Genomic DNA, 19,798 nt, shown 5'->3' on the forward strand with positions numbered 1-19,798 from the left:
TAGCGATAAGCTACCCATAACAACGATAAATTGAGTAACCAATCCTCAGTTTATCTACAGCATAAGTTGCGGAAGTGGCGAAATTGGTAGACGCACCAGATTTAGGTTCTGGCGCCGTAAGGTGTGAGAGTTCAAGTCTCTCCTTCCGCACCATTATTTAGATGAGCAATCATCTTGTAGGGCTATCGCCAAGCGGTAAGGCAGCGGCTTTTGATGCCGCCATCCCCTGGTTCGAATCCAGGTAGCCCTGCCATTATTTATAGGGTTAGCGATAAGCTGACCGTAAAAAGATAAGCTGAATCAATGACATTCGGTTTATTTAAAGAATACGCTGCGGAAATGGCGAAATTGGTAGACGCACCAGATTTAGGTTCTGGCGCCGCAAGGTGTGAGAGTTCAAGTCTCTCTTTCCGCACCATGATTTAAGATTGTTAAATGGCTACGTAGCTCAGTTGGTTAGAGCACATCACTCATAATGATGGGGTCACAGGTTCGAATCCCGTCGTAGCCACCATTTACAACGATAGTTTGAATAACCAATGTTCAATCTATCTACAGTACAAGTTGCGGAAGTGGCGAAATTGGTAGACGCACCAGATTTAGGTTCTGGCGCCGCAAGGTGTGAGAGTTCAAGTCTCTCCTTCCGCACCATCAATTCAAACCCAGCTTAGGCTGGGTTTTGTTTTATTAGCCTCATAACAATATATCCTTTCCTCCCGTTTTAACTGTTGATTCATTTTTCAGATCCATTCTTTGATCACGTGAAAAGTGAGGCATAAAAAAATCCAGCCGAAGCTGGATTTTTAATTTAAAAGTTAACGACTTAACCAAGCAAACCAAGAGCAGCATTAGGCGCTTGTTTAGCTTGTGCCAACACTGAGCTTGATGCTTGAGAAAGGATCTGCGATTTAGTCAAGGCAGTGGTTTCTTTCGCAAAATCAGTGTCTTTGATTCGGCTCTTAGAAGCATTTACGTTTTCGTTGATGTTATCTAAGTTGTTAATCGCATGGTTGAAACGGTTTTGGAATGCACCCAGTTGAGCACGATGGCTGTCTACAAATTGCAGTGCCGCATCAACAATGGCAACTGATTCTTGCGAACCACCTACAGAGGTGACATCAATGGTATCGACTGTCACATCTTTTGCCGCTTGGAAACTCAGTTCACCCGCTAAGCTGCCACCAAAGGTTGCTACGCCATCAATACGGTTGCTATCAGTAAAGATTTGCAGTTTGCCTTCATCGTCAACAGAAGCTTTTAACATGTCGGTTTGACCATTGATGTAAGTGGCCAACTCTTCGATGTCATCGCCCTCTTTTGCACTTAGGTTGATGGTTTGCTCGCCAGTACGTTTGTCAGTCAACGTAATGGTAAGGTCATTAGCACCCGCTTTAACGGTCCAATCTTTATCTTGTCCATTTGCCGCTTGGTAACTCTTACCGCCCATCATTGCGTTGTCGCTGCGCATATTATTTAGGCTTAGCATGACCGCTTCACCGTTATCCGCACCGATTTGGAATGATTTCGTCTCAAAAGTACCATTGAGCAACTTATTACCACCAAACGATGTAGTTTCAGCAATACGGTTGAGTTCGTCATTCAGCGCGGTGATCTCTTCTTGAATCGCTACGCGGTCGGCTTTCGAGTTCGAACCATTTGACGATTGTAGAGATAAGTCACGCATACGTTGCAAAATGTTGGTAGTTTCGTTCATTGCACCTTCAGCTGTCTGCGCAATTGAAATGCCATCATTTGCGTTGCGCACGGCAACATCTAAGCCTCTACTTTGAACGTTCAAACGGTTAGAGATTTGCAAACCTGCTGCGTCATCTTTTGCGTTATTAATTTTGAAGCCTGATGATAAACGTTCCATTGATAACTGTTGCGCATTGCTAGCACTGTTTAGGTAGCGTTGTGCTGTCATAGCTGAAACGTTAGTGTTTACATTAACCGCCATAGTGGTTCTCCTATTGATTTTCCGACTTAGCGTCATAGACAAACGGTTTCCGACGTCTCGGAAAACCAAGTAGTTCTCTCAAAGTACTATTATTAGCGACTGCGGTTAGGAATCCTTTAACGGGAAAACGACGATTTCGTAAAAAATAACCAATATCGATTAAAAGTGGGATAAACGCTGCAAAACTGGCTGAAATACAAAAATAGCATTAAAGATTTGACGTGATTGGTCGGCTTCACGGGCGATTGAGGAGCATTGATGAGAGCAAGAAGTTATAGATAAAGAAAAGCCCCTTTTCCTTTGAGAGAACCGGGGCTAGTTGGTAGCCAGAGCCAATGTGGAGATCAGAGAAATGAACACATTACCGACTGACCGGGGCGCATGATTATCTATGACTATAAAGCAGGGTACATCTTGAGAGAGCTTTATATTCGGCCATAATCATACTTTGCCAAGGATTCCTTCACCTAACCCACGTCTGAGCTGTTGGATGAAGGGTCCTAACATTACTGCAATAGTGACATTGCAGAATTTGGCAACTGTTTTGCTTGAGCGAGAATCGAGGTACCCGCTTGTTGCAGAATCTGTGCTTTCGTCATTTGCGTGGTTTCTTTCGCAAAATCTGTATCTTTAATTCGACTGTTGGATGCTTCAACATTCTCTTGGATATTAGCCAAGTTGTTGATGCTATGGCTTAAACGGTTTTGCTTCGCACCGAGCTCTGCCCGTTGTGAATCCACATATCTCAACGCAGCATCCAGAACGCCCACTGCATTTTGAGAACCACCAACTGAGGTGATATCAATATCTTGAACCGTCGTCTTAACGCCCGGTCCGCCGTTTAGGCCAAGTTCGGTTGCCAAACCACCAGAGATGGCAAGGTCACCTTGTAAATTCGGTTCTGCGGCAAAAATTTGCAGTTTACCGTCTTGATCAACCGATGCTTTAAGCTTGTCGGTTTGACCATTAATGTAAGTCGCTAGCTCTTCAATATCATCGCCATCTTTGGCTAACACATCGAGAGTAACAAGCTCACCTGCCTGGGTGGTGAATTCAAATTTCAAATCACGTGCGCCCGCTGGCACTCCCCAATCCTTGTCCTTTCCTTGCTCTGCAAGGAACGATTGGCCGCCCATACGGAAGTCATCAGCACGTATGCTGGTAAGCCCCATAATGATCGCCTCACCTGAGCTCGCACCAATCTGGAATGATGCTTCACCAAACGAACCGTTGAGCAGTTTACGTCCACCGAATGAGGTCGTTTCTGCAATACGGTTTAACTCATCTTGCAATGCGGTCGACTCTTCATCCAAAGCTTGTCGCTCTGAGGCCGAGTTGGTGCCATTTGCTGATTGAAGAGCAAGATCACGCATACGTTGCAAGATACTGGTCGACTCATTCATTGCCCCTTCCGCGGTCTGAGCAATCGAAATACCGTCGTTGGCATTACGCATTGCCACATCTAAGCCACGAGACTGAGCGGTTAAGCGGTTTGAAATTTGTAAGCCTGCCGCATCATCTTTAGCGCTGTTGATTTTATTACCTGATGATAAACGTTCCATCGAGGTATTTAATTCACCCGTCGCTTTATTAAGGTAACGCTGAGCAGTCATTGCTGAGACGTTAGTATTTACTGTAATGGTCATAGTTTGCTCTCCTAGTGAGTTCGCAAGCTTTTTGCGAAGCGGCCAGCTTTACTCTCATTTGGAAGCACTGACCGTGAACTTGCTAAATCCGCTATTTGCCGATTTAAAAACTTGTTGTATCAACTCTGATATAGACAATTCAATTAGTATGCCAACTTTTAAAACATCTGATATTAAAATTAATATTCTTTGTTTTTTAATCACTTAGAAGAAATTTAATCATTCTATCTTTGTGAGTGAGCATCCAGTTTTTTCTCGTTAGCAACAGAGTTGCCACTTTCGTTTGCCGCTCTATTGCCTCTTTATCTCTCGATAATAGATGAGCAATTTCCAGGCCAATTTTTCAAAACATTCCACTCTTCGCACATATGGCTTAGCACATAAGGCATTGAAGATTAGATATAGTTGAAAAGGGTCAAATCTTTCGTTTTACTAAAAGCCAGTTGTGAAGCCTGCAACGCACGTGAATTCTCATTAAATTCAATCACCGCTTCCGCGTAATCGAGATCTTCAAAGTTACTTTTTGATTTCGCTAAACTAATTTTGAAATCTTCATGCTGTTCTTGTTGAATATCTAAAGTGCTCAAGCGTGCACCGACATCAGTACGCACTTTATTGAGATGAATAAAGGCGGCATGAAACTCTTCCGTAATTTGGTGCAGTTTCGCTGTCGTCGACGCATCCGATACGGAGCCTTGCGAGAGCTCAATCGCGTCTTTATAGCTATCAAATAAGGTAAAGGTTGAACGCGGCTCTAGGCTTAACACATCACCTTTCGAGATTTGCCCTTTTACGTGCACCGTCAGATCTTGATATCGAATGCCTTTTTGTGGATCAAACTCATCGGCCTGTACCACGCTGCCATCTTTCTCTAATTGGTAACCATATTTGCCGTTAGCCATATCAACAAACGTTACGGTATAGCGTGATGTATCATTCGAGTCTAAATTGGTTGCACGCTCGAGCAGTAACTCTGAACCTTCGTTTAATTGATAGTTTGGTTCGTAGTTACCAAACGGATTATCAATCTCCATAAACACTTTATTACCCGGATTATTGAACGGGATCTCTAAGCTGTTGGAGATGCGCATTTTGCGCTGATAATCATCGCCGGAATAAGTCACGTTACTGGCATTATCTCTAAAAAATGGTTGATTCTTCGGCTTGGTGCCGGCAAACATGTAGTTACCGGACTCATCTTGCGTATTTGCTAGTTCAATTAAGTTGTTAAACATCTCTTGCAGCTCACGCGCTTTCGCTTCTCTATCTTCTGGAGAGAATGAGCCGTTAATCATTTCCATGACAGTACGCTTTGCCTCATCGGTCGAGCTTTCCGCATTGGCAATGATTACTTCTTGATGTTCTAAGCGGTTTCGAACCAGCACTATTGCATCAAGATATTGGCGTAATTGCTCTTCTTGCTGCCCTACTTTTTGGATGTAATGAGTGGCTAATGGACTATCACTGGCCGAAAGCAACTTCTTACCCGACGCTAGCTGCGCTTGGTTATGATGGATCTTTGATTCTTGACGGCGCATATCGTTTTGCACCGATTGATAGTTATGGAAGCTCGATATTCTGGTTAACATTTATCGCCTCCTATCTCAGCTGCAAAATCGTGTTGAAAGTATCATTAGCCACCTGCATGATGCGTGAGGAAGCCATATAAGCTTGTTGGAATTTCATCATGTTCGCAGCTTCCTCATCAAGGTTGACTCCGGAAATGGACGCAATGCGCTCCTGCGCTGACTCTTTTTCAAGCCTGGCCACGTCACTTAAGCGTGACGCGGTGGCCAGCTGCAAACCAAAATCAGTATTGAGATCGTGATAAACCCCGAGCACGGTCGTTTCACCGCCATTGAGTTTTTTCTCTGTTTGAATGTGCTGCATCTTACGCAAATTGCCGTTGTCACCTTCTGAGGGGACAAGGTTTGCCGTAAATTTATCATTGGGTAGCGCACCTGCTGTCAACTCGAACGTTGTACCAAGCACAGTAATCGAATTCGATGGTGGGTAGGCCTGTGGTTCTAGCAGCACGTTGCCTTTGGTATCCGTGACCGCAAATTGATCGCCCGTTGGTGAGATCACCACTTCAAATTCACGCAGCCCACCTGCCGATAAAATATTAAATTTTGCCTGCCCTTGGGCAAAAGTAGTGGAGGCTTCATAACTTTGTGCGGCAATGGCTGTCGGATCGTTGGTCGCCATTTTCATAATAGCGGCACCATTACGCGTTGGACGCAGCAATATGCGCTCCCCGGCTTGAGGGGCGTTGCGAATCTCAACTCGCATTCCATCTAAAAATAAACTGCTGCCAACGACCGGAACGTTAACCCGCTCGCCCGTTGGCTTTAATACGGTATAATTGCTGCCGTTGTACTGTAGGGAGTATTCACCACTTTTCAACGCTGAAGTATCTTCGATATAGACCGCCATATCGGCTTTTGAATTGCCAGCGATGATCGCTCGCGAGCGGGCATTGACTTCAGAGTTCACATCCGTAAACAACGCTCTTCCCACATTGCCACGTAAGTCCAAGCCTTGTGATTGCAACTTGTTAACTTCATAAGAGAAAGATGTTGCCATGCGGCCAAGTTCATCCATTAGGTAAGGAATGTGCTTATCTCGCATCGTAAACAGCGCACTTAACTTACCACCAATATCCTCAGTGGTAATGGTCTTGATCCCTTTGCCTTCAATCATGGCCAAGCGGCGCTGACTCACATCAGGATAACCATCAACCATCTTCATTTGGCTGGCTTCTGTACCTGAGACGAGCGTGTGCCCGCTCCCGATATGGATGTTAAACCCTTCAGCATTTTTACGTGGCGTCACGGTGACCTTGGTGTATTCAGACAACTCAGCCACCAATTTTTCATGCTGGTCCATTAAGTCATTGTGAGGACCAGGAGTGCGCATCATTAAGCGTTGTAAATCTCGCAGCTCAAGCGCCAATTGGTTAATACGCTCAACGGCAACATCTAGCCCTTTGTTGGTCGCATCAGATTGACGGCGAATGTTCTCGTGAAAATCATTCATGTTTTGAGTGATCAGATCCGCTTTTTCAAGTACAACTTTACGCGCACCTACATCATTCGGGCTGTCGGCGAGGGTTTTAATCGCATCAAACCATTCGTTTAAGTTTTCAGGGATTTTTTTCGAGGCCACTGACGACAATAACTTTGAGAGCATGTCTAAATTTTCTTCGTCGTCACGCTTAAAGGAAAAGCTGGTGGTAGATAGATTTAATTCATTAACGGCAAATTGATCCCATGAGCGGCGAACTTTTTCCACATGTACGCCCATACCGTAGGTTTCACCACCGTATTGGCGAGGCGTATTGGTCCCTTGGATCACAGACTGACGGCTGTAACCTTCTGTATTAACATTAGAAATGTTATGACCTGTGGTGCTGAGTTGTCTCTGAGCGGTAAGTACACTTTGGGTACCTAGATTCAGAAGATCCGACGCCATACTGCCCCCGAAAACCTAATCAAATCAGTGGTTACTGAATATCTAAGTTAGTAATTGCAATATGTATGCCAAAGGCGTTTCAAAGAGGAGATTAGACAAAATAAAGGAAAGATAAAAGCCAGCAAGGCTGGCTTTAGAGGGGTTATTCCATTGCTTCAATTTGAGATTTTACTCTCAGCACTTTTTCAGCATAGTACGGGTCCGTCGCGTAACCAGCAGCGTGCAGGCCACGAATGAAAGACTCATCGCTGCCATTATGGTTCAGCGCCACGGTGTAGCGCGGATTGTCATTGAGAAAACGAACATAGTCATTAAAACTGTCTTGATAATTTCCATAAGAGCGGAACGCGGCTTTTTCCATAACGGGCGTATTGTCATGATACTCCAAGGTTTGCGTCGCCACTTTATCACCGAGCCAACTTTTATCCGCTTTGATGTTAAATAAGTTATTACTGCTACCACGTGCATTTTGAATAACCTTTTGTCCCCACCCGGTTTCTAATGCTGCTTGAGCGAGTAGTAATGAAGAGTCAACACCTAATGCCCGCGCTGCTTTTTCTGCATATGGCTTCATTGAAGCCACAAACGCTTGCGGCGAATCAAATCGACTCGATTCGACCTTGCTAGGTTCGATCGTTTCTTGCGTTGAGAGGCGGCGGTTGTTACTGCGTTCGATACGGCGCATGGCTTCTTGGAAACCATCTTGCGTCGGGTCGGTTATTGCTGGATCGTTTTTCGAGGTGCCGTTAGCCTGACTGAGCTGCGCCACAATCATATCGGCAAGCCCTAAAGAACCGGAGGCACTGAGCTCGCTCGACATTTGTTCATCAAGCATTTGTCGATAGAAATCTTCGTTTTGGCTGTTGAACATCTCAGATTTAAAATCGGCATTGGCGTCGCGCATCGATTTGAACAACATTGAGGTAAAAATCGCTTCAAACTGTTTGGCTGCGGCCTTGAGCGCCGCTGACTCGCCTTCTTTATCACCGGTTTTCGCTTGCTGACGTAGCTTATCTAAGCTAGCAATATCATGAATAAAGCCAATATCATTGGGATTATTAATCATCTTCCTCTCCTAGATAATGATCAGTTGGCCTTCAATCGCGCCCGCTTGTTTCAATGCTTGCAAAATCGCCATCAAATCTGAAGGGGCCGCGCCCACTTCGTTGACCGCGCGCACTAAATCATCTAAGGTCAAACCCGGTTCAAATTTAAACATTTTACCTTGTGCTTCAGACACTTCTATTTGGCTATTAGGCACCACAGCTGTCTGACCACCCGCTAACGCATTGGGCTGACTGACATTCAAATTCTCTTTAATGGCAACAGTCATACCACCGTGCGTCACCGCAGCAGGTTTTAAGCGCACATGCTGGCCGACAACAATGGTACCAGTTCGAGAATTGACGATAATTTTGGCTGAGCCATCCGCTGGATCAAACTCAACATTTTCGATTGCAGAAAGAAACGCGACGCGCTGCCCAACATCTCGTGGTGCACGGATACGTACTGACGTTGCATCAACCGCAGTCGCCATCTCTGGGCCTAGGAAGTTATTCACTGCATCTGCCATACGTTGCGCCGTGGTGAAGTCAGATTCAAGCAAATTGAAGGTAATAAAATCGCCACGGCTAAAAGGTGTTGGTACTTCACGTTCCACCATAGCACCGCCTGAAATCAGACCAACCGTTGGGTTATTGCCGACAATTTTAGAACCATCAGCACCGGTGGCACTAAAACCACTGACCACTAAATTACCTTGGGCCACGGCGTAAATTTGACCATCCAACCCCTTAAGGAAGGTTTGCATTAGAGTGCCGCCACGTAAACTTTTAGCAGAGCCGATCGAAGAAACGGTGACATCGACATTTTGACCTTGCTTGGAAAACGCCGGCAATTCGGCCGTGACAATCACGGCGGCAACGTTCTTTGTTTTCGGTTTAGTGCCCGGCGGCAATTGAATGCCGAAATTTTGCAACATGGCGTTAAAACTTTGGTCGGTGAACGGTGTCGATTCGCCCGTTCCCGGTAGCCCAGTAACTAGACCATAACCCACTAATTGGTTACTCCGCACGCCCGCAACTTGAGAAACATCTTTGATACGGGCCGCTTGTGCATGGGTTGCGATGAGCAACAGACTTAAAACAAGCAGGGTGAATTTTTTCATGGTCTAGTACCTTAATTTCTACGTTTCTTTACGCCAGAACTCCGGCGTTACAGAGAGACATTAAAGAATCGTGCCAAGAATCCAGGTTCTTGCATATCTTGATTGGTGCCTGTGCCTGAATATTGGATGCGTGCATTAGAAATACGAGTAGAAGCAATGGTGTTGTCAAAGTCGATATCATCGGGACGAATGGTACCGCTTAAGCGAATATATTCATCGCCAGTGTTCAGTGTGAGCCATTTTTCACCACGGATGACTAAGTTGCCGTTGGCGAGTACTTCAATCACTTCAACCGTGATCGAACCAGAAATACTGTTACTTTGGTTTGCTGCAGAGCTGCCATTGAACTTATTGTCATTTTTCAGCGCATAAGAGAAGTTGTAATCACCAATCGTGAGATCTTGACCACCGACAGCCAGTGGGTCCATAGACGCATCATTGGATTTAGACAGGTCAGCATCAGCACTCTTGGCCGCTTTAGTACTTTCATCAAGATTGACGGTAATAATATCGCCAATGCCACGCGGTTTTGAATCATCATAAAGACTGTTCATTTGTGCCAAATTAAACAGTGAACCAGTTTCCGCGGCATAATGTTCCGGTTTCTGTTTTGGATGAATGGGAGCCCAAGCAGGATCACCGGCTACGGGATCGGAACGCTTACGCATTGAGTCCAGTAAACCAGAACCTTCTTCTGCAGACTTATCCCCTTCAACCGCGTCCACCACGGTTGTACCTTGAACCACTTCAGGAGTATCGACCGGTGGCGGCATTAACGAGCAACCAGACAAAGCAGTAACAAATACAAGACTCAATAGACGTTTCATCGCAGCATTCTCTTAGTTAATGATTAGAGTTGTTGGTTCACAAAACTCATCATCTTATCGACTGCTGAGATGACTTTTGAGTTCATTTCGTAAACGCGTTGCGCTTCAATCATGTTGACCAACTCTTCTGTGACGTTCACGTTAGAGGTTTCAAGCATGGATTGACGAACATCACCGAGGCCGTCAAGCCCTGGCACCCCTTCTTGTGGATCACCACTAGCACCGGTCGGTAGATACAAGTTTTGACCAATCGGCTCTAGACCGCCTGGGTTGATAAAATCAACCGTGGTAATTTGTCCAACCACTTGGTTATTTTGCTGGCCACGAAGCCTAACTGACACTTCACCATCATTACCGACAGTAATAGAGATTGCATCAGGTGGAATAACAATTTCCGGCTCTAAATTATATCCAGCACCGGACGTCACAATTGCCCCTTCATCATTGAGGGTAAATTGACCATTTCGGCTATAAGCGATATTGCCATCTGGCATCAGGATTTGGAAAAAGCCGTCACCTTCAATCATCATATCGAGGCTATTGGTCGTGGTTTGTACGTTGCCGTGGGTATGCACTTTTTGTGTTGCCACGACTTTAGAACCCGCACCAAGCATCAAACCGCTTGGCAGTTTGGTATTTTGCGAAGATTGACCGCCCGGTTGATTAATATTTTGATAAAACAGATCTTCAAATACCGCACGACCCTTTTTAAAACCAATAGTCGAGGCGTTCGCTAGGTTGTTTGAGATAGTGGCAATATTGGTTTGTTGGGCATCAAGCCCGGTTTTACTTACCCATAATGCAGGTTGCATAGTAATCTCCTTTAACGCTTATCAGCTCATACGAAGTAATGAATCGGACGATTTGTCCATCTCTTCTGCGGTGCTCATCATTTTGACTTGCATTTCAAATTGACGTTGTAGCTCAATCAAGCTAGTCATCTCACCCACCGCATTGACATTACTGCCTTCCAGCGCACCTTTTAATAGCTTTACGCTAGCATCTGCTTCGAATGCTGCATTAGGATCTTTAGCACGGAATAAACCATTCGTATCTTTGTATAGGGATTGATTATTGGGGCGAACCAGTTTAATTCGGCCTACCACTTCCATCGCATCGGCTGGAGCGCCTTGCGGACGAACGGAAATAGTACCGTCATTACCGATTTCTACTTTACTCAATGGAATAGGTAGAGTGATTGGCGCGCCCGTTCCATCTAGCACTAGATGGCCGCTACCATTTATGAGCATGCCATTTTGGTCAATGCTTAGGTTGCCACTACGGGTTAACCCCTCTTTGCCGGTTTTATCCATCATGGAAATCCAACCGTCACCTTGAATGGTGATATCGAGATCGCGCCCAGTGGTAATGACACTGCCTTGCGCAAAATTATGTCCCGGACGTTCTGTCATGCTAAACACGCGGCTCGGTAACCCTTCGCCATAAGCTTGCATTGAGCGAGCTTGCGCCAAATCAGCACGGAACCCCGTGGTACTGACGTTTGCTAAATTGTTCGCTCTTAATTGCATGGCTTGCATGTTTTGCTTTGCGCCACTCATGGCGAGAAACAGTGCGCGATCCATAATCTGCTCCAATAATCATCGTTCGATCATTAAAAGCAATTGACGTGCCAACTTATATTTAAACTAAAAATCAATAGGTTAAATGTAATTTCACAAAAAATAGGGAGGATATAACGAAGATTGCCGCAAACAGATGGCAACAATACCAAGCTAACATTGCCGCTAACTTGGTATTGCCATTGATGACGTTAAAGGAATTAACGGATCTGTAGTATGTTTTGTTGTAGCTGGTTGTGAACTTCAAGCGCACGCGAGTTCGCTTGGAAGTTACGCTGAGCAGAGATAAGATCCACCAGCTCTTGAGTCATATCAATGTTGGATTGTTCAATAACACCATTGCTGATGGTACCAAATGAGCCTTTGTTTGATTCACCCCAAATTTTATCACCTGAGAATTGAGTCGAATCCCACTGCGTACCGCCTTTTTTATCTAAGCCCTGTTCATTGGCTACGCGGACAAGCCCCACACGTCCTAGAATGGTATTTTGACCATTTGAGTAAGTGGCTAGCACACTGCCATTTTCATCGAAATCGATCTTCGTCAAAAAGCCCGTGGTTGCGCCATCTTGTACAAATTTAGTCAACTCAAATGGAGCGGCAAATTGCGTAGCCGAATCGAGACTGAACGACAATGTTTGATTGGCATCAGCACCGTTGAGTTCAACTGGGTTTGCCCCCAAACCTAAAGGCTCGGTTACAATTTGCTGACCATTATTCATGCTGGCTAGCGTACCATCATTATTAAACTTCATGGTATGCCCAATATGACCCGTCGGCGTAGTAGCATCACCACCAACTACATTGATTGGTTTTTCACCAGTTTTATCCGTCACGGTGTAATAGGTTTGCCATGTGTTAGCTTGCGTCTGATCTTTGAGGTAATAGGATGTCAACTTATAAGGCTGACCCATCGAATCGTAGACTGTCGATGAGGTGGTACGGTTGTACGTCTCAGGATCAGTAATATCAAACAAGGTTGGGTCTTTTAACTTGCCATTAGCTGGCAAGTTCGCGCCAAGTTCAACATTGGCTGTTTGTTTAGGTTTACCAAACTGAGCAGGAATATTGATAGGTTTTGGCTCATACGAAAGAACATCACCAGTATCAGGGTTAACATCATAGCCAAGCAAAAACTCGTCATTTGACGTTACCATGTAATCATTTTTATCGAGGTGGAAAGCACCATTTCTGGTCAACTCATTTTGTTGAGGCGTCAGCTTATCTTTCGCAACCGCAAAGAACCCCGTTCCCGCAACGCGCAAGTCCATCGGGTTATTAGTATAAATACTGGAACCTTCGTGAAATTGTTGTGCCACTTTGTTCGCCTGAACACCTTGACCAGGAGTCGTTTTGGAGTTGGTAAACAATGAGGTTGAGTAAACATCACCAAACTCAGCACGCGACTCTTTAAAACCAAAGGTATTCGCGTTAGCAATGTTGTTACTGGTGGTGTTCAGATCTAACTGAGCTGCGGATAAACCGCTTAATGATATATACGACATTCCAAAATCTCCTATCTAGCTAGCATATCTACTCTATAAAGAGTTACGCTTTGCCAACTTCTAGTACTTCAGCAAGTTTAACTGGCGATGTAAATCCAGCCAGATTGAGCAGTACGTTACCATCACCTTTACCCAGCAGAACGCTATTGACGTTTGCGTAAGTCGATACCGCAAACTCCTTGCTTTCTCCATCGAGCAAACCCGAAGCTTTCACTTGGTATTTGCCGCCCGGCAATGGATTACCGTTTTGATCGTTACCGTCCCATTCAACGCGATTATCACCGGCTGATTTAGCCCCGACATCAAAGGTACGAACCAATTGTCCAGCTTCATTCTCTATTCGGACAAACAAGTTCTCTAAACTTTGAGGAAGTTTGACCATCGCAGCCATCCCAGCACCCTCTTTTTTGATCCCTGCCGCTCCCGGGACTAAGACATCACGGCCAACCAGTGATGAAGCCTGTAGAGCTTGGTTGGATGTCATCGACGAGTTGAGACTCTCAAACTGAGTGTTCATTTTGCCGATACCATCAACTGTGGCAAATGACGCCATTTGGGCGATCATCTGGTCATTACTGACCGGTTTAAAAGGATCTTGCTGAGCCAGTTGTTTGGTGAGTAACGATAGGAAGTCTTCTTGTTTAAGATCTTGCTTCCCCGTTGTCTCTTCTGTTTTCTTTTGGTCTTGAAGACTTTTCAGCTGGTCAATATAAGACAAGCCGCTTTGACCAATGTTATTTATTCCGGCCATACGCTACCTCCTTATCCTATTGACCCATCTGCAGCGTGCGCAGCAGCATTTGTTTACTTGCATCAGCCACCTGCACGTTCGTTTGATAAGAACGAGAAGCCGAAATCATATTAGCCATCTCTTCCATCACATTGACATTAGGCTTGTAAATATAGCCTTCATCGTTGGCAAGTGGGTGATCTGGGTTATATTCTGCGTTAAGCGGTTTATCGCTTTCAACAATACCTAATACTTTTACAGGTACATTATGATCACGGTTATAACGCGCTTTACTTAACTCTGCACCAAACACCGCGTGACGCGCTTTGTAAGTATCTTTCGCCGAACTACTCACACTATCCGCATTAGCTAAGTTACTTGAGGTCGTATTTAGACGAACAGATTCAGCACTCATTGCAGAACCAGTCACATTGAACACATTAAATAAGCTCATCTACTTATTCCCCTTTGATTGCTTTCGTTAAGTTCTTGAATTTACTTCCTAAGAAGTCCAGTGAGGCTTGGTGTCTGATCTGGTTTTGCATAAACAAGTTACGCTCTAAATCTACGTCCACCGTGTTGCCATCACCCGTATCAGGTTGAGTCGGAATTCGATAGAGACTCTCGCCAGTTACTTTCGTGGAGGCAGATATATGCCGACCATCCGTACGGCTAAGACCAATGCTTGCCCCTGAACTTGCCGCCTGTAATGCTTTTTGAAAGTCCATTCCTTTTGCTTTAAAGCCCGGTGTGTTCGCCTGTGCAATATTGGTGGAAATCACCTCAGCATTGCGCTCACGTACACCAACCGTGTGTTGGTGAATACCTAATGCGTTATCAAAAGAAATAGCCATGTTTGCCTCTACACTAAAAACTGACTGTTACTACTCATATTAAAAGCAATTAACGTACCAACTTAAAAAACGAACCGTGTTTACAACAATTTTATCTAAATAAGAATCCGTCGAAATGTAAGCAAAATATACGCCGCTTTATCCACTTGTCGCCCACAACTTCAGTAAATCTCACCAATCAAAACGAAATTAAGGGAAAGAAAAAGCCCAGCAAAAGCTGGGCAAGTAACTAAAAGTAAGCAAGTAACTCAACGTAAGAATGTGGCTATTTGAGTTTATAAATGATGCCAGGGTTACAACGAACCATTTCAAACTTATCGGTCAATCCTGTCAGTGACTCCGATGCGCCGAGCAATAAGTAGCCACCGGGGTTTAAGCTACTAGCCATTTGATTTAATACTTTCGACTTCATATCAGGTGAGAAATAAATCAAAACGTTACGACAGAAAATAATATCGAATTTACCCAATAAGGCATAGCTCTCCATTAAGTTCTGAGGACGGAAGTTAACTAAACGCTTAACGTTATCTTTGATTTTCATTCGGCCATCACCAGCATCCTCAAAAAAGATTTTACGACGCTCCGGTGATAACCCTCTGCCAAGTGCTAAATTGTCATAAATCCCCGCTTTACACATATCCAGCATGCTGGCAGAAATATCCGTCGCGGTGATGGCTACGCTCGGCAACATACCCGGCTTGCGCTGTTGAGTTTCCAGCACCGTCATCGCCATTGAGTAAGGCTCTTGACCTGAAGAGCTTGCCGCTGACCAAATTTTTATAGGGCGTTTATTTGCAGCGACCTCGGGTAATAGACGTTCCGCTAAAACGGTGAATGGGTAAGCATCACGGAACCACAGTGTTTCGTTGGTGGTCATGGCATCGACCGCTGCAACTCGTAGCTCACGGTTTCGCCCCGTAACCACATCACGTAACAAGTCAGAAAGAGAGGTTAACTTGAATTTAGCAACCAGTGGACTTAAGCGACTTCTCACTAAGTACTGTTTGCTATCTCCAAGTACAATCCCGCACTGAGATTCCAAAAAACGGCTGAAATCGCGATATTCTTGATCGCTTATAGTTATAGCAGTCATTAATTTCTCTTTAGTTAACTAGTGCAGCTTTCACCGCATTCCCAAGCTCATCAGGGTTGAATTTAGCAATGAATGAGTTTGCACCCACTCGCTCAACCATGGCTTGGTTAAAAACGCCGCTCAGTGAAGAGTGAAGAATAACGTATAGATCTTTCAAATCTGAATTTCTACGTATCTCTGCTGTTAATGTATAGCCGTCCATTTCAGGCATTTCAATATCAGAGATCACTAAAGATATTTGATTGTAAATTGGCCCTTCTGCTGCCATCTCGATCAATTTTTCATACGCCTCTTTACCATCTTTAACAGCAACGACTTCAAAACCTATCGATTCTACTGCTCTTTGAACCTGTTTACGCGCAACGGTTGAGTCATCGGCAATTAAAATTCGACGGATGATCTCTTTTTCTGTTTCTACTTGGGCGATCGATTCACCAATCGATGAATCCATTGTCTCATTAACCGGAGAAATCTCTGCCAAAATTTTCTCTACATCGAGAATTTCTACCAATTCGTTATCAATATTGGTGACTGCGGTTAAGTAGTTATCTTTGCCTGAGCCATCTGGTGGAGGAAGAATGGCTTCCCAGTGCATGTTTACAATTCGATCCACCGAGCTGACCAAGAAAGCTTGGATAGATCGGTTGAATTCAGCAATGACCACAAAACACTTATCAAGGTCCGCGGTGGGACGGCCACCCACGGCCAAACTCAAATCAATGACAGAAACGGTTTGACCACGAATATGAGCAACACCTTTGACTAGGCGATGTAAATTGGGCATCAAAGTTAACTTCGGGCACTGGAGCACCTCTTTAACTTTAAATACGTTGATACCATAACGTTGCCGTCCCATTAGACGAAACGTTAAGAGTTCTAATCGGTTTTGACCAACGAGTTGCGTACGCTGATTCACAGAATCAAGAATACCCGTCATAAGCTCATCTCCATCTCAAACTTTTATGCAAAAAAGTGGTAGTCTACTACAGGCTATGAAGAAACCAGAGAAACAGAATGATGCATACAAAAATATGTTTACATCTACTTTCCATAACTAAGTGTAGAGCTTTCTATAGAAATTTTTATCTCTCTATCGGCTTTTTATTGTTTTTCTTTAATTTTTCTCTTCATTCTGCCACTTTGCCGCAAGTTGAAGCCATTCAACAAGCTGCGGAACAACATGTTTTAGAAACTATTGAGTGGCCTCCCAGCGGGGAGTTAAACGTAAAAGCGGCAAATGTTGATGACCGAATTTATGCCACCGACTGCCCCACACCGTTATCGACCTCTTCCTCATCCAGTAATGGTTCTGCAAGTAATATCACAGTTCTGGTTGAATGCATTGAAGATAACTGGAAAATTTATGTTCCTGTAAGACTGACCATTTCACTGCCACTTGTCACCGTTGCCGTACCCATTTCTCGTGGGCAGCAAATTACGCAGCAAGATGTCTTGATTACAATGGTAGACTTACACCGCTTCAGACGACAAGGTTTTTCCGATATAAATCGTATCGTCGGAGCTAAAGTGAAAAAAAACATGCGTATTGGCGATGTCGTTGAGCAAGATGATATATGCGTCGTATGTCGTAATGAAAACGTTATGATTCAAGCAGTCAAGCAGGGAATGATCATCACAACCAAAGGAACCGCTTTAAGTGATGGTATTTTTGGTGAGCAGATAAAAGTGAAAAATGATAAATCAAACCGTATAATAGATGCACAAGTAACCGGTATTGGCGAAGTCACGGTTCAATTTTAACGCTTTCATTACACTTCTAAATGTGTTTACGTTGTTAAGAAAGTGAAACAGAAAAAAAAGCTAAAGTAATCACAAGCACCGTCGATATTGACTGTACAGGTTTCCATTATTATTAATAAGGCTCACATATGGCAGGTATTGATAACATACGTTCGGGGCAAACATTAACGACGACAAATCGTAGTAATGCTCGTACTGAATCGAATGCATCTCCATCGACATCCGGCTCGGTCACTCGTTCACCTCAAAATCAAGATGCGGTATCACTTAGTACCCAAGGTAAGGCCATTGGTGAAATGCACAACCAAATGGTATCTCAGCCAAGTTTTGATAGTGCCAAAGTCGCTGCAATTAAAGATGCGATAGCCAATGGCTCATATAGAGTCGACCCAGAAAAGTTGGCTGATAATATGATTAAATTTGAAAAAGAGTTGGGTGGTTTTAACTAGCCCTACTTTTGACTAATTAAGGCAACATACAATGGCTGTATTAAAAGACTTAGTCGATTTCCAATTGAAAAATGCACTAGAACTCTCTTCGCTACTTGAACAAGAAAAATTAGCAATTACGAGCCGTTCATCAAGTGAAATCGAAGCTATTGCCAAACAAAAGATGACCTTAGTTGGACAACTTCAACAAACTGACCTCCGAATTGCGAAACATCCCCATGCCGTGAGCCTGGCTGAAGATGTACTCCTGTCGCAAATCGTTGATCAGATTCGTTCCATTGTTCACGATTGCCAGCAAGCAAACCTTGTTAATGGTGAAGCGCTACAACGTGCACAACTCAGTTTTAATAAACTCAATAATTTGATGCAGCAAAGCCACGGAAAAATTGGCATGACGTATAACGCTGGTGGGCAAACCCACACTGTGTCCACTTTAGGGACCAATATTAAAGCGTAATCAACATGCAGCTGAGTTACTAAACTTTTAAGCTGAAACGAATTAAACAGAAAAGCGGCAAACTTTGCCGCTTTTTCGATCTGGAGAGAAGGAAGATTTAGAAGAGTGTTTGTTGACGTTTTTCTGGTACTTGCTGAACTTCGCCGTAGTCACGCAGTTTATCCATCTTACGGATATCGAGACGTAACTCAGTAACATAACTATCACCCACCTTATAACTGCGGACCACTTCTGCTCCGCGGATAACACCATCAACCGCTCCCGACGTCAGCTCTGTGCCCAATCGCTGATCTTGTAGTTCAGCACGACCACTCACTCGCATTCCATAGACTTGCTCTGCCAGTTCGCGATAAGCATCGATTTTAGAGGCACGCATTGCACGGACTTGCTTTTCATCCACACTACGCCCAGTTTGCTCACTGATATTGGCATAACCTACCGCCGTCAACCATTCATCAGCGCGCATGGTTTGCAATGGCTGGCAACCCACCATCATGATAGTCACTAGAAGTAATAGCCATTTTTTCATTGGTTTCTCCTATGGACGCAAGATAACAGTATACGGCTGCTTAATCGTAGGGTCAGAGCGAATTAACACACCATCTTGTGTACGGATACTGTTGAGCGTATCAAGATCACGACCAATACGATCGGCAGGCAAGAAGCCTTGTGCGGTAGCAACCACAACACGAGACTGCATTCCCACAACACGAGCATTGACTAATACACCGCCTTCTTGACGAAGCATTGTCCCTGTCAGTATGTATTGGATTTCTTGCTCTTGAGCAAGGTCTTTCCAGTCACGACTGAAAGCAAAATCACCTTGCTGCGTTACCTGAATCGAGCCTGTGGTTTTGAAATCAACCACTTTAAATCCTCGACGCTGAAACTGATGGATAAATCCTTCAGAAACCGAGTTACCCAACCAGTTAGTCGCGTCCATACTTTGCAGGTCCACAAACGATGTTACAGCAATAGGAGTGCGAGCAGAAACACTAGTATTGGACACCATCAAATCTTCTGTCATGCTTTCAACAAAGAAGTCCAACGTGTGACGTGGGCTCTCCATTAGCATAAACTGTGAACCATTGTATGGCTCTTTACCGTTATAAATCGGGGCGTAGGCACAAGCAGTTAACAAAACTGCTGGCACTATCGAAAGCCATTTTTTCATTCTCTTATCTCCAGATATACTGAGGCAATCTTGATTCCAAACTTCAGATTAAAAAACTTGGAACACTCTTTGCTTTTCAAAACTTGTTACACTTTCAAAACGCACTGCCTACATCAGCTAAGAT

The 19,798-nt window shown here is 44.3% G+C and carries 20 protein-coding genes and 5 tRNA genes; 8 read left to right on the forward strand and 17 right to left on the reverse strand.

Going from position 1 to position 19,798, the window contains the following annotated elements; genetic code table 11:
• Nucleotides 1–68: 68 nt before the first annotated feature.
• The 5 genes from B9J87_RS03845 to B9J87_RS03865 all read left to right on the forward strand — a co-directional run bounded on the left by B9J87_RS03845 (nt 69) and on the right by B9J87_RS03865 (nt 651).
• Nucleotides 69–153: transfer RNA gene (locus B9J87_RS03845), tRNA-Leu, on the forward strand.
• 25 nt (nt 154–178) lie between these two features.
• Nucleotides 179–253: transfer RNA gene (locus tag B9J87_RS03850), tRNA-Gln, on the forward strand.
• An 80-nt stretch (nt 254–333) separates the two neighbouring features.
• Nucleotides 334–418 (forward strand) — tRNA-Leu (locus B9J87_RS03855).
• Nucleotides 419–437: 19 nt separating this feature from the next.
• A tRNA-Met gene (locus tag B9J87_RS03860) sits at nt 438–514 on the forward strand.
• A 52-nt stretch (nt 515–566) separates the two neighbouring features.
• Nucleotides 567–651: transfer RNA gene (locus B9J87_RS03865), tRNA-Leu, on the forward strand.
• A 172-nt stretch (nt 652–823) separates the two neighbouring features.
• Here B9J87_RS03865 and B9J87_RS03870 read toward each other — a convergent pair.
• The 15 genes from B9J87_RS03870 to B9J87_RS03945 form a co-directional block, all read right to left on the reverse strand.
• Nucleotides 824–1,957 (reverse strand): flagellin, encoded by a 1,134-nt coding sequence (locus B9J87_RS03870; RefSeq protein WP_094123757.1) that lies wholly within the window; start codon nt 1,955–1,957, stop codon nt 824–826.
• 506 nt (nt 1,958–2,463) lie between these two features.
• The gene (locus B9J87_RS03875; RefSeq protein WP_017045944.1) at nt 2,464–3,603 is read right to left on the reverse strand and encodes a flagellin; all 1,140 of its coding nucleotides are present in this window, start codon (nt 3,601–3,603) and stop codon (nt 2,464–2,466) included.
• Nucleotides 3,604–3,998: 395 nt separating this feature from the next.
• Nucleotides 3,999–5,192, reverse strand: a complete 1,194-nt coding sequence (gene flgL, locus B9J87_RS03885; protein WP_094149400.1) for a flagellar hook-associated protein FlgL — start codon at nt 5,190–5,192, stop codon at nt 3,999–4,001.
• Between the two features lie 10 nt (nt 5,193–5,202).
• Nucleotides 5,203–7,077 (reverse strand): flagellar hook-associated protein FlgK, encoded by a 1,875-nt coding sequence (gene flgK, locus B9J87_RS03890; protein WP_094132028.1) that lies wholly within the window; start codon nt 7,075–7,077, stop codon nt 5,203–5,205.
• A 142-nt stretch (nt 7,078–7,219) separates the two neighbouring features.
• Nucleotides 7,220–8,143, reverse strand: coding sequence for a flagellar assembly peptidoglycan hydrolase FlgJ (flgJ, locus tag B9J87_RS03895; protein ID WP_094149402.1), 924 nt, complete (start codon nt 8,141–8,143; stop codon nt 7,220–7,222).
• Between the two features lie 9 nt (nt 8,144–8,152).
• Complete coding sequence (locus B9J87_RS03900) at nt 8,153–9,244, reverse strand: flagellar basal body P-ring protein FlgI (protein ID WP_094145416.1); 1,092 nt, start codon at nt 9,242–9,244, stop codon at nt 8,153–8,155.
• A gap of 47 nt (nt 9,245–9,291) precedes the next feature.
• The gene (gene flgH / locus B9J87_RS03905) at nt 9,292–10,071 is read right to left on the reverse strand and encodes a flagellar basal body L-ring protein FlgH (RefSeq protein WP_094149404.1); all 780 of its coding nucleotides are present in this window, start codon (nt 10,069–10,071) and stop codon (nt 9,292–9,294) included.
• Between the two features lie 23 nt (nt 10,072–10,094).
• Nucleotides 10,095–10,883 (reverse strand): flagellar basal-body rod protein FlgG, encoded by a 789-nt coding sequence (gene flgG / locus B9J87_RS03910; RefSeq protein WP_010319379.1) that lies wholly within the window; start codon nt 10,881–10,883, stop codon nt 10,095–10,097.
• Between the two features lie 21 nt (nt 10,884–10,904).
• Nucleotides 10,905–11,654 (reverse strand): flagellar basal-body rod protein FlgF, encoded by a 750-nt coding sequence (flgF, locus tag B9J87_RS03915; RefSeq protein WP_026027903.1) that lies wholly within the window; start codon nt 11,652–11,654, stop codon nt 10,905–10,907.
• A gap of 197 nt (nt 11,655–11,851) precedes the next feature.
• On the reverse strand, nt 11,852–13,156 hold the full coding sequence (gene flgE / locus B9J87_RS03920) for a flagellar hook protein FlgE (RefSeq protein ID WP_088732774.1): 1,305 nt from the start codon (nt 13,154–13,156) through the stop codon (nt 11,852–11,854).
• A gap of 43 nt (nt 13,157–13,199) precedes the next feature.
• The gene (gene flgD / locus B9J87_RS03925) at nt 13,200–13,907 is read right to left on the reverse strand and encodes a flagellar hook assembly protein FlgD (RefSeq protein WP_013856252.1); all 708 of its coding nucleotides are present in this window, start codon (nt 13,905–13,907) and stop codon (nt 13,200–13,202) included.
• A gap of 16 nt (nt 13,908–13,923) precedes the next feature.
• On the reverse strand, nt 13,924–14,340 hold the full coding sequence (flgC, locus tag B9J87_RS03930) for a flagellar basal body rod protein FlgC (protein ID WP_010319383.1): 417 nt from the start codon (nt 14,338–14,340) through the stop codon (nt 13,924–13,926).
• Nucleotides 14,341–14,344: 4 nt separating this feature from the next.
• On the reverse strand, nt 14,345–14,740 hold the full coding sequence (flgB, locus tag B9J87_RS03935; protein WP_013856251.1) for a flagellar basal body rod protein FlgB: 396 nt from the start codon (nt 14,738–14,740) through the stop codon (nt 14,345–14,347).
• Nucleotides 14,741–15,005: 265 nt separating this feature from the next.
• Nucleotides 15,006–15,833 (reverse strand): protein-glutamate O-methyltransferase, encoded by an 828-nt coding sequence (locus B9J87_RS03940; protein WP_013856250.1) that lies wholly within the window; start codon nt 15,831–15,833, stop codon nt 15,006–15,008.
• A 10-nt stretch (nt 15,834–15,843) separates the two neighbouring features.
• The gene (locus B9J87_RS03945) at nt 15,844–16,770 is read right to left on the reverse strand and encodes a chemotaxis protein CheV (protein WP_013856249.1); all 927 of its coding nucleotides are present in this window, start codon (nt 16,768–16,770) and stop codon (nt 15,844–15,846) included.
• A 77-nt stretch (nt 16,771–16,847) separates the two neighbouring features.
• Between B9J87_RS03945 and flgA the strand changes: the two genes are divergently transcribed.
• From flgA to B9J87_RS03960, 3 genes are all read left to right on the forward strand, one after another.
• Nucleotides 16,848–17,594 carry a flagellar basal body P-ring formation chaperone FlgA gene (flgA, locus tag B9J87_RS03950; RefSeq protein ID WP_013856248.1) on the forward strand — a complete coding sequence of 249 codons (747 nt, stop codon included), beginning with the start codon at nt 16,848–16,850 and terminating at the stop codon, nt 17,592–17,594.
• A gap of 128 nt (nt 17,595–17,722) precedes the next feature.
• On the forward strand, nt 17,723–18,043 hold the full coding sequence (flgM, locus tag B9J87_RS03955; RefSeq protein WP_013856247.1) for a flagellar biosynthesis anti-sigma factor FlgM: 321 nt from the start codon (nt 17,723–17,725) through the stop codon (nt 18,041–18,043).
• A gap of 31 nt (nt 18,044–18,074) precedes the next feature.
• The gene (locus B9J87_RS03960; RefSeq protein WP_094149406.1) at nt 18,075–18,500 is read left to right on the forward strand and encodes a flagella synthesis protein FlgN; all 426 of its coding nucleotides are present in this window, start codon (nt 18,075–18,077) and stop codon (nt 18,498–18,500) included.
• Between the two features lie 97 nt (nt 18,501–18,597).
• On the opposite strand, the gene flgP is transcribed toward B9J87_RS03960, so the two are convergent.
• On the reverse strand, nt 18,598–19,029 hold the full coding sequence (flgP, locus tag B9J87_RS03965; RefSeq protein WP_017043110.1) for a flagellar assembly lipoprotein FlgP: 432 nt from the start codon (nt 19,027–19,029) through the stop codon (nt 18,598–18,600).
• A gap of 9 nt (nt 19,030–19,038) precedes the next feature.
• Nucleotides 19,039–19,674: a FlgO family outer membrane protein gene (locus B9J87_RS03970; RefSeq protein ID WP_013856244.1), complete on the reverse strand. Its 636-nt coding sequence runs from the start codon at nt 19,672–19,674 to the stop codon at nt 19,039–19,041.
• Between the last annotated feature and the right edge of the window lie 124 nt (nt 19,675–19,798).

Origin of the sequence: Vibrio sp. V19_P1S1T109, assembly GCF_002241375.1 — a bacterium.
Classification (GTDB): domain Bacteria; phylum Pseudomonadota; class Gammaproteobacteria; order Enterobacterales; family Vibrionaceae; genus Vibrio; species Vibrio anguillarum.